The following is an 11,199-nucleotide window of genomic DNA, read 5'->3' on the forward strand; positions in this document are numbered from 1 at the left end:
TTCGAAGCGATATTTTTGTGTTTATTTATAGAAAAAGTGAGTCAAAGCTACTGTTTATAAATTTTGAACGTAGCTAATATGGAGTTTAGGGCTTAATTCTTGCTAGGAGAAAGAGGTGCTTGTGTGTTCAGAGCGCTCAATGATTTCCATGAATTGTTTACCAGTAATGGTCTCTTTTTCGTAAAGGAATTTAGAGAGCTCATCCAACAGGTCACGGTTATCGATCAGAATATTTTTAGCTTTAGTATATTGGTTATTTATGAGGGTAATGATTTCGCGGTCAATCGCTGCTTGTGTTTGGGTTGAGCCAGTCGCGCTTGCTTCATTACCTAAGTACTGATTATTTCTTTGTTCGAAAGCAACCATCCCGAAAGTATCGCTCATTCCATATTGACTAATCATCGCGCGGGCTAATTGGGTCATTCGCTCAATGTCATTCGAAGCTCCTGTCGTAATGGAAGAGAAAGCCACTTCTTCGGCAGCACGACCTCCGGCTAAGGTGGCTAATTGATTTTCTAAGAACTCTTTAGAGTGCAAGTAGTCATTACCATTTTTGGACACTTGCATAGTATAACCTAAGGCACCAGATGTTCTTGGAATAATGGTTATTTTTTCTACAGGTGATGAACCTGTTTGCTTAGCTGCTACTAGAGCATGACCTATTTCATGATAAGAAACGACCCACTTTTCTTTATCAGACAAAATTGCATGTTTCTTTTGTTCGCCCGCCACGATTGTTTCGATACTTTCTTCAAAGTCAACTTGTGTGGCGAAGTCACGTTTGAAACGGACCGCTCTTAAAGCAGCCTCATTTACAATGTTGGCCAGTTCAGCGCCAGAGGCACCAGATGCCATGCGAGCGATGCGGTTATAATCGAGAGGTGTTTCGTGCTGGATTTTACTGGTGTGAACTTTTAAAATATCTTCACGTCCTTTTAAATCAGGTAACTCGACGCGAACTTGGCGGTCAAAGCGTCCTGGGCGTAGTAAGGCAGGGTCTAGAGATTCCGGTTGGTTAGAAGCAGCAAGAATCATGACACCATTATTACCTTCAAAGCCATCCATTTCAGTTAAGAGTTGGTTGAGTGTTTGTTCTCTCTCGTCGTTACCGATTGCTTGCCCTCGTCTTTTACCGATGGCGTCTATTTCATCGATAAAAATGATACAAGGTGCTTTTTCTTTGGCTTGCTTGAACAAGTCACGGACTTTAGCCGCCCCTGCTCCGGCGAACATCTCTACGAATTCTGAACCAGACATTGAGAAGAAGGAAACTTTTGCTTCGCCCGCAACGGCTTTGGCTAACATGGTCTTGCCTGTTCCTGGAGGGCCGACTAATAAGACGCCGCTCGGCATTTTTGCACCAACAGCACTGTATTTTTCGGGATTATTTAAAAAGTCTACGATTTCAGCAAGGCTTTCTTTGGCCTCGTCTTGTCCGGCAACATCATAAAAGGTTAAGCCGTCAGTCGATTGTACATAAACACGGGCGTTACTTTTACCTAAGTTAAATTGCATGGCGTTTCCACCACCTGCTCGTTTAAGCATCTTTCTTGAAAGCCACTGGCCAATGGCGACGAAGATCATTATTTGAAAAATGAAACTTAGAAAGGAGGTCAGTGGGGAAGCCTGTTCAAGAATTTCGCCAGTAAAGGCAATGTCGGCATCAAAGAGAAATTGAGTTAGCCCTGGATCTTCAACCATGGCTGTTTTATAGATCGATTGATCCTCGCTACTTGTGAAGAGGATTTGATTCTCACTCGGCTGTAATTGAACTTGATTCACCTGACCTTGGTCAACCATTGTTAGGAAGTTATTGTAATTGACTTGCTCTATCTGGCGATCAGAATACCATGGCATAGCGATGAAGTTAAAGACGACGAGGCCTAACAAGACAATGCCGTAATAATAGAAGAGCGAACGTTTAGGGTTTTTAATTTCTTTCATATAGAAGATCTCCTTTTGGAATACTAAAGAATCAGACGCTAGATACTGTCTGCTTTTATATTATGATGTGAATATTAATTTTGTGTGAACATATTCATATAGGAAAAACAGTTTTGTGAAAAATCAAGTGAAAAGGCTCTTGACATTCAATTATCATGCGAGTAGAATAGATAGACGCAAGAGTAGGCATAGATGTGGGATTACACTTTGAAATATTGTCCAAAGTGCAGTTCTATTACAGATTAAACAAAAGATACAGTGGAGCTTTGTAAGAAATCACGATTCTTTTGTTCTTTTTTTGCTCAAAAATAGGGTAAAAAAGATTTTGTTATAGAATGTTAATATTCGTAACGCAATCGTAACATCTTGCCAAGTCGTAAATATTTTGAGGGGTGAACAGCTTGAGTCAACATCATATCGTCAAATATGGTAAAAAAGCAGAACGTCGTAGCTACGCTCGCATTGATGAAGTTCTTGAATTGCCAAACTTAATTGAAATTCAAACAGATTCTTATAAATGGTTCTTAGACGAAGGTATTAAAGTTATGTTTGATGACGTTTCTCCAATCGTCGATCACAGTGATAACTTAGAATTACATTTCGTTGATTATGAATTTAAAGAGCCGAAGTATTCAGTTAAGGAAGCTCGTGCACATGATGCTAACTATTCAAAACCAATCTACGTAACATTACGTTTAATCAACAAAGAAACACGCGAAGTAAAAGAACAGGAAGTCTTCTTCGGAGATTTCCCAATTATGACCGACATGGGAACATTTATTTATAATGGGGCGGAACGTGTCATTGTTTCACAATTAGTTCGTTCTCCAGGTGTTTACTTCCACGACAAAGTGGATAAAAAAGGTCGCCATAGTTTCACCTCAACAGTTATTCCTAATCGAGGCGCTTGGTTAGAGTTCGAAACTGACGCAAAGGGAATCGCTTATGTTCGTATCGACCGTACGCGTAAAATTCCTTTAACTGTCATGATGCGTGCTCTAGGCTTTGGTTCAGATGATGATATCTATGATATTTTATCTGAAACGGAATTATTAAATACAACAATTGATAAAGATGTTCATAAGAACATTGCGGACTCTCGTGTTGAAGAAGCATTGAAAGATGTTTATGAGCGTTTACGTCCAGGTGAACCAAAGACAGCAGAAAGCTCACGTAACTTATTAGTTGCACGCTTCTTTGATCCACGTCGTTACGATTTAGCACCAGTTGGTCGCTATAAAGTAAATAAAAAGTTACATCTAAAAAACCGTCTATTAAACCTGACTTTAGCTGAAACATTAGCTGATCCAGAAACTGGTGAAGTCATTTTTGCTGAAGGTACAGAATTAGATGCAGATAAGATTGAAGAATTAGCAGTACATTTAGACAATGGTTTAAATTTAGTGACTGCCATGCCTTCTCCAGATGGTGTTATCGGTGAGCCGATTGATTTACAAATGGTGAAAGTTTACTCACCTAAAAACCCTGAATTAGTAGTTAACGTGATTGGGAACGCAAATATCGAAGGCGTTAAGAGTTTAACACCAGCTGATATTATTGCTTCTATGAACTACTACTTACTATTAAGTGAAGGTATTGGAACGTCTGACGATATTGACCATTTAGGTAACCGTCGTATTCGTTCGGTCGGTGAATTATTGCAAAACCAATTCAGAATTGGTTTGTCAAGAATGGAGCGTGTTGTACGTGAACGTATGTCGTTACAAGACATTTCAACGATTACGCCTCAACAATTAATTAACATTCGTCCAGTTGTTGCAGCAATCAAAGAATTCTTTGGTTCTCACCAACTGTCACAATTCATGGACCAAGTTAACCCGTTAGGTGAGTTGACTCATAAACGTCGTCTATCTGCCTTAGGGCCTGGTGGTTTAACGCGTGACCGTGCCGGATATGAAGTTCGAGATGTTCACTACTCTCACTACGGTCGTATGTGTCCGATTGAAACGCCTGAGGGACCAAACATCGGGTTAATTAACAGTTTGTCTTCTTATGCGAAGATTAACAAATATGGTTTTATCGAAACACCTTACCGTAAAGTGGATAAAGTAAATGGCGGAGTAACAGATGAAATCGTGTGTTTATCTGCGGATGAAGAAGATTTATACGTTGTTGCACAAGCGAACTCTTTATTAAATGAAGATGATACGTTCGTTAATGATGTTGTAATGGCTCGTTATATTTCAGAAAACTTGGAAGTTCCTATTAACCAAGTAGACTACATGGACGTTTCACCTAAACAAGTAGTTGCAGTCGCAACAGCGTGTATTCCTTTCTTGGAAAACGATGACTCGAACCGTGCGTTGATGGGTGCCAACATGCAACGTCAAGCCGTTCCTCTAGTTAATCCACAATCTCCAATTATCGGAACAGGTATGGAATATAAAGCAGCTCATGACTCCGGAGCAGCATTAATTTGTCGCCGTGGTGGTGAAGTTACTTATGTCGATTCGAACGTCATTAAAATTAAAATTGCTGACGGAACCGTCGATGAATATAGCTTAATTAAATTTGCACGTTCAAACGCAGGTACATGTTACAACCAGCGTCCAATTATTGAAGTTGGCGATCATGTTGATGATCAAGATATCTTAGCAGATGGATCATCGATGCAGAATGGGGAAATGGCTTTAGGTCAAAACCCGTTAGTTGCCTTTATGACTTGGGACGGTTATAACTATGAAGATGCGATTATCATGTCTGAACGTTTAGTTAAAGATGATGTTTATACGTCAATTCACATTGAAGAGTATGAGTCAGAGTCTCGTGATACTAAATTGGGACCAGAAGAGATCACACGCGAAATTCCAAACGTAAGTGAAGAAGCCTTGAAATTCTTAGACAAAGACGGAATCATTTCGATTGGAGCGGAAGTAAAAGATGGCGACATCTTAGTGGGTAAAGTAACACCTAAAGGTGTTACGGAATTATCTGCCGAAGAACGTTTACTACACGCAATCTTTGGTGAAAAAGCTCGTGAAGTGCGTGATACATCGCTACGTGTTCCTCACGGTGGTGGCGGAATCGTTCACGATGTCAAAGTCTTTACTCGTGAAGCTGGTGACGAACTAGCTCCAGGTGTAAACAAGCTTGTTCGCGTCTTTATCGTTCAAAAACGTAAGATTAGTGAAGGGGATAAGATGGCAGGGCGTCACGGAAACAAAGGTGTTGTGTCATTGATTATGCCTGAAGAAGATATGCCATTTATGCCAGACGGTACACCGATTGATATCATGTTGAACCCATTAGGGGTACCATCTCGTATGAACATTGGACAAGTATTCGAATTACACTTAGGTATGGCTGCTCGCCAACTAGGAATCAAAATTGCGACACCAGTATTCGATGGTGCTAGCGAAGAAGATGTTTGGAACACTGTTCGAGAAGCGGGAATGGAACACGATGCAAAAACAACCTTATATGATGGACGTACAGGTGAGCCATTTGACCGTAAAGTCTCTGTAGGTGTTATGTATATGATTAAATTAGCCCACATGGTTGATGATAAGTTACATGCGCGTTCAACAGGACCTTACTCACTTGTTACTCAACAACCATTGGGTGGTAAAGCTCAATTTGGTGGGCAACGTTTTGGAGAGATGGAAGTTTGGGCGCTTGAAGCATACGGTGCTGCTTACACTCTACAAGAAATTTTAACTTACAAATCAGATGACGTCGTCGGACGTGTTAAAACATATGAAGCGATTGTTAAAGGTCAGCCGATTCCAAAACCAGGCGTGCCAGAATCATTCCGCGTATTGGTAAAAGAATTACAAGCTTTAGGTTTAGATATGAAAGTTCTTGATGCTGATGATCAAGAAATTGAATTAAGAGATGATGACGATGAAGATGACGTAATCAACTTCAACGCATTAGACAAATACCGTGAAGAACAAAAAGCGGCAGAGTCTCAGAAAAAAGATGTCGTAAAATCAGACAAATAAGTCGATGAATCATTAGATAAAGACATAAAATGCCTTGGAGCCATTTGGAGATAAGGCACTCCATGCAACTTGCAGCCAGCGGAGTGTTATTTCTCCGCAAGCTGATAAGTGACAAAATAAAAGGAGGTCGGCCCCTTGATAGATGTTAATAAGTTCGAATCCATGCAAATAGGATTAGCATCCTCCGAAAAAATTCGTAGTTGGTCTTACGGTGAAGTTAAAAAACCGGAGACAATCAACTATCGTACATTAAAGCCTGAGAAAGACGGTCTTTTCTGTGAACGAATTTTTGGACCAACAAAAGATTGGGAATGTTCATGTGGTAAATTAAAACGTGTACGTTACAAAGGTCGTGTATGTGATCGTTGTGGTGTTGAAGTGACGCGTGCGAAAGTGCGTCGTGAGCGTATGGGACATATTGAATTAGCTGCCCCAGTGACACATGTCTGGTATTTTAAAGGTATTCCGAGTCGTATGGGTCTTGTATTAGATTTAAGCCCACGCTTATTAGAAGAAGTAATTTATTTTGCATCATATATTGTAATTGATGCAGGAGATACGCCTTTAGAGCATAAATCATTACTGACAGAAGCAGAATATCGTGAGAAAAAACGTGAGTACGGCAACCGTTTCTACGCTAAAATGGGTGCTGAAGCAATCAAAGAGCTGTTACAAAACGTTGACTTAGAAAAAGAAGTGACTGAATTACGTGAAATGTTGAAGACTGCAACTGGTCAAAAGCGTACTCGTGCGATTCGTCGTCTAGATATTCTAGATGCTTTCCTAGAATCAGGTAACAGACCTGATTGGATGGTCTTAGATGTATTGCCAGTTATTCCGCCTGACTTAAGACCTATGGTTCAGTTAGAGGGTGGCCGTTTCGCTACAAGTGACTTGAACGATTTATATCGTCGAGTCATTAACCGTAATAACCGTCTAAAACGCTTATTAGACTTGGGCGCACCAAATATTATCGTTCAAAACGAAAAACGTATGTTACAAGAAGCAGTGGATGCTTTAATTGATAACGGACGTCGTGGCCGTGCGGTAACTGGACCTGGTAACCGTCCATTAAAATCTTTATCACATATGTTAAAAGGGAAACAAGGTCGTTTCCGTCAAAACTTATTAGGTAAACGTGTGGATTATTCAGGTCGTTCAGTAATTGTTGTTGGACCAAACTTAAAAATGTACCAATGTGGTTTGCCAAAAGAGATGGCAATTGAATTATTCAAGCCATTCGTTATGAAAGAGTTAGTTGAACGCGAAATCGCAAGCAACATCAAAAATGCTAAACGCATGATTGAAACTCAAGATGACGTGATTTGGCCAGTCATTGAAGAAGTCATTAGAGAGCATCCTGTTCTACTTAACCGAGCACCTACGCTTCACCGTCTAGGTATTCAAGCTTTCGAACCAACATTAGTAGATGGTCGTGCGATTCGTCTACATCCTTTAGTCTGTGAAGCGTATAACGCTGACTTTGACGGGGACCAAATGGCTGTTCACGTACCTTTATCGGAAGAAGCTCAAGCTGAAGCACGCCTGTTAATGTTAGCTGCGCAAAACATCTTGAACCCTAAAGATGGTAAGCCAGTTGTTACACCTTCTCAAGATATGGTTTTAGGTAACTACTACTTAACACTTGAAGAACCAGGTCGTGTAGGTGAAGGATTAGTCTTAAGTAGTGTTGGGGAAGCAGAAATTGCTTACTTAAACGGAGAAGCTCACTTACATACTCGTGTGGCGATTCCTACAACTGCTTTAGAAGGAAAAACATTCACTGATTGGCAAAAAGAACGTTTAATGGTAACGACAGTAGGTAAATTATTCTTCAACGAAATTATGCCGCCAGAATTCCCATACCTAAACGAACCAACAAATGAAAACTTAACAGAGAAAACACCAGATAAATATTTCTTAGAACCAGGAACTGACGTTGTAGCGGCAATTGCTGCAATGGAAATGGTTAACCCGTTCAAGAAAAAACATTTAGGTAACATTATCGCTGAAGTCTTCAAACGATTCCACATTACCGAAACATCTAAAATGTTGGATAGAATGAAAGACTTAGGATATAAATACTCTACTCGTGCTGGTTTAACGGTAGGAGTAGCTGATGTCCTTAGATTAGACACTAAATATGCTATCTTAGATGACGCACATTCACGTGTTGATAAGATTGCTAAGCAATATAAACGTGGTTTAATTACAGAAGAGGAACGTTACGGAAGTGTTATCCGTACTTGGGAACAAGCCAAGGATAAAATCCAAGATGACCTTGCTAATAATTTACCGCGTCTAAACCCAATCCACATGATGTCTGATTCAGGAGCTCGTGGTAACATTTCTAACTTTACTCAACTTGCCGGTATGCGTGGGAACATGGCTGCTCCAAGTGGTAAGATTATCGAATTACCAATCACATCTAACTTCCGTGAAGGTTTATCCGTTTTAGAAATGTTTATTTCTACTCACGGTGCCCGTAAAGGAATGACTGATACGGCCTTGAAGACAGCTGACTCAGGTTACTTAACGCGACGTTTAGTAGACGTTGCTCAAGATGTTATTGTCCGTGAAGATGATTGTGGAACAGATAAAGGTGTAACAGTTGCTGAAATCGCTGATGGCAATAGTATTATTGAAACATTAGAAGAGCGTCTAATTGGACGTTATACTCAAAAAACTGTTTACCATCCTGAAACTGGCGCAATGATTGTACCAGGCAATGTTGAAATTACTGAGGATTTAGCAACTGTGATTATCAATGCAGGTATTAAAGAAGTGACAATTCGTTCAGTATTTACTTGTGATACCGACCATGGTGTATGTAAACACTGTTACGGACGTAACTTGGCGACAGGATCACGTGTTGAAGTGGGTGAAGCGGTTGGTACAATCGCAGCTCAATCAATCGGTGAGCCTGGTACTCAATTAACGATGCGTACCTTCCATACGGGTGGGGTTGCCGGTGGTGGAGATATCACTCAAGGTTTACCTCGTATCCAAGAAATCTTTGAAGCGCGTGTACCGAAAGGACAAGCGACAATCACTGAAGTAGATGGAATCGTAGAGTTAATCGAAGAAAAACCATCAGACCGTTCGAGAGATGTCACTGTAAAAGGTGTAACAGATACTCGTACTTATAATATTCCTTATACTTCACGCTTACGTGTGAAAGAAGGCGATCATGTAGATCGTGGGGAAGCATTAACTGAAGGGTCTATCGATCCGAAAGAACTCCTAAGAGTTACAGACGTTATTACAGTAGAAAACTACTTATTAAGAGAAGTTCAAGCTGTTTATCGTGGGCAAGGGGTAGAAATCGGAGATAAACACGTTGAGGTAATGGTTCGACAAATGTTACAGAAAGTTCGCGTAATGGATCCGGCATCGACAAACATCTTGCCAGGAGCATTAATGGATATCTCTGACTTTACCGACGCAAATGCTAGCGCCATTAAAGCTGGCGACGTACCCGCAACAGCTAGACCAGTATTACTAGGAATCACTAAAGCCGCTTTGGAAACTAAATCATTTATTTCTGCAGCGTCGTTCCAAGAAACTACTCGTGTTCTAACTGATGCAGCAATTCGCGGTAAGAAAGACGTCTTATTAGGCCTTAAAGAGAACGTTACAATTGGTAAGTTAATTCCAGCTGGTACAGGAATGACTCGTTACCGTAAAATTGAAACAAACATCGATACGCCTGAAAAATCAGACGAACTAGTCTTAGAAGAAACACCACAAATGAAATAACATAAAAAATACCGTCAACACTTCAAAAGTGCTGGCGGTATTTTTTTTCTATAAATAAAGACACACTATATAGAAGGATAAACTGATAAATGGAATAAAAGGCAGATCCTTTGACTGATTATTAAGCCACCACACACTCCCGTACCAGAATAAGATGCCTAAACTTGCGGCGATAAATAAAAATGTAGGGAATTGGACTATCGGTATGGCAAGCTCAAGAATTAATAGAAGTTTAATATCGGCTCCGCCAATCCAATCATGACGAATAATATAAAAGAATAGCCCAAAACAACCGAAAAGAGCTAAATTAAACAAAAGTAAGAGTGTGTCCTGTCCCTGCCAATTAAACTGGTAGAGCAGCCATGCTAATAAGCATAGTTGCAAAGTGTCAGGCACCCACCGTTCGCATAAGTCACAATAGCTCATCAGAAGTAATAGAAAACATGTAAACAAGTGTTGACCAGATAAACGATCATAATGAAAGAAAGCATGAAGAAATAAGCAACCAGTGAAAAGCTCAGACAGCCAATAGAAGGGACTAAGCACTTTATGACACTGTCGACACTTACCCCTTTGGATAAAATAAGAAACAAGCGGCAGGAGTTCATACCAACTCAAAAGACTTTGGCAGCTATCGCATTTGGACCGAGCAAACAAGTGAAACTGACCACGTGTCCAAAGGCCAGCAATGCAAAAGAGGAAAGACCCAACCATACAGCCGGAATAGAAGACAAAGAATGTTATTATCATTTAATCACCTCCTCTATAAATACGCAAAAGAAGGCCAAATATGCTTTTGTTAATAAAAATTACAAAAAGTTGCTTAAAAAGTCTAAAAAAGTTTGACAAAAGGGTCATTCCCATGGTATATTATTATCTGTTGCTAAGGCAGATACAAACAACGAAAAAAATAATTCAAAAATACATTTGACACCACGTCAAACGTATGGTATTATTTAAAAGTTGCTGAAAGAGAAGTGAACAAAAGTATAAGAGAAGGTTAAGATTAACCCAATCAGCTTTGAAACGCTTTCAACTTAGTAATATAAAGTGTATAATAATTACACGGTCAAAACAATGTTGAAAAACTTAAAACAAATTTAAAAAACTTGTTGACAAGTAACTGACTGACATGTTATTATAAATAAGTTGTCACAGCGAAACAAACTGTTCGTAGCTGACACAAAGCTCATTGAAAACTAAACAAAGATAAACACCAAGATGTGTAAGAGTTTATTGGCTACGGCTGATAAACACAACCGAATAAATTTCGAGACACTGGATGACCACCAGGATAAAAAATCATTAGCTAGTATTTAAATGAGTCTATTAAGATTCAAATTCTTTCATGAGAGTTTGATCCTGGCTCAGGACGAACGCTGGCGGCGTGCCTAATACATGCAAGTCGTACGCACTGACGACGGAACTTGTTCCGTTTGACGTGAGTGGCGCACGGGTGAGTAACACGTGGGAAACCTACCCTTCAGCGGGGGATAACCGTCGGAAACGATGGCTAATACCGCATAGGTCT

Annotated in this window: 4 protein-coding genes and 1 rRNA gene; 3 read left to right on the forward strand and 2 right to left on the reverse strand. The window is 40.0% G+C overall.

Going from position 1 to position 11,199, the window contains the following annotated elements; genetic code table 11:
- Positions 1-102 precede the first annotated feature (102 nt).
- The gene (gene ftsH / locus ACTQ5J_RS06955; RefSeq protein WP_441751798.1) at positions 103-1,944 is read right to left on the reverse strand and encodes an ATP-dependent zinc metalloprotease FtsH; all 1,842 of its coding nucleotides are present in this window, start codon (positions 1,942-1,944) and stop codon (positions 103-105) included.
- 401 nt (positions 1,945-2,345) lie between these two features.
- On the opposite strand from ftsH, the gene rpoB reads away from it, so the two are divergent.
- Together rpoB and rpoC are read left to right on the forward strand one after the other, a co-directional pair.
- The gene (rpoB, locus tag ACTQ5J_RS06960) at positions 2,346-5,909 is read left to right on the forward strand and encodes a DNA-directed RNA polymerase subunit beta (RefSeq protein ID WP_441751800.1); all 3,564 of its coding nucleotides are present in this window, start codon (positions 2,346-2,348) and stop codon (positions 5,907-5,909) included.
- Between the two features lie 135 nt (positions 5,910-6,044).
- A complete protein-coding gene (rpoC, locus tag ACTQ5J_RS06965; protein ID WP_441751802.1) occupies positions 6,045-9,668 on the forward strand; it encodes a DNA-directed RNA polymerase subunit beta' in 3,624 nt (1,207 codons plus the stop codon).
- Between the two features lie 48 nt (positions 9,669-9,716).
- Here the strand turns inward: rpoC and ACTQ5J_RS06970 are convergent, their stop codons facing one another.
- Positions 9,717-10,418, reverse strand: a complete 702-nt coding sequence (locus ACTQ5J_RS06970; protein ID WP_441751804.1) for a prepilin peptidase — start codon at positions 10,416-10,418, stop codon at positions 9,717-9,719.
- Positions 10,419-11,012: 594 nt separating this feature from the next.
- Between ACTQ5J_RS06970 and ACTQ5J_RS06975 the strand changes: the two genes are divergently transcribed.
- Positions 11,013-11,199, forward strand: a 16S ribosomal RNA gene (locus ACTQ5J_RS06975); the annotation flags it as partial.

The sequence above is a fragment of the Fundicoccus sp. Sow4_F4 genome, from assembly GCF_052116145.1.
In the GTDB taxonomy this organism is placed as follows: Bacteria; Bacillota; Bacilli; order Lactobacillales; family Aerococcaceae; genus Fundicoccus.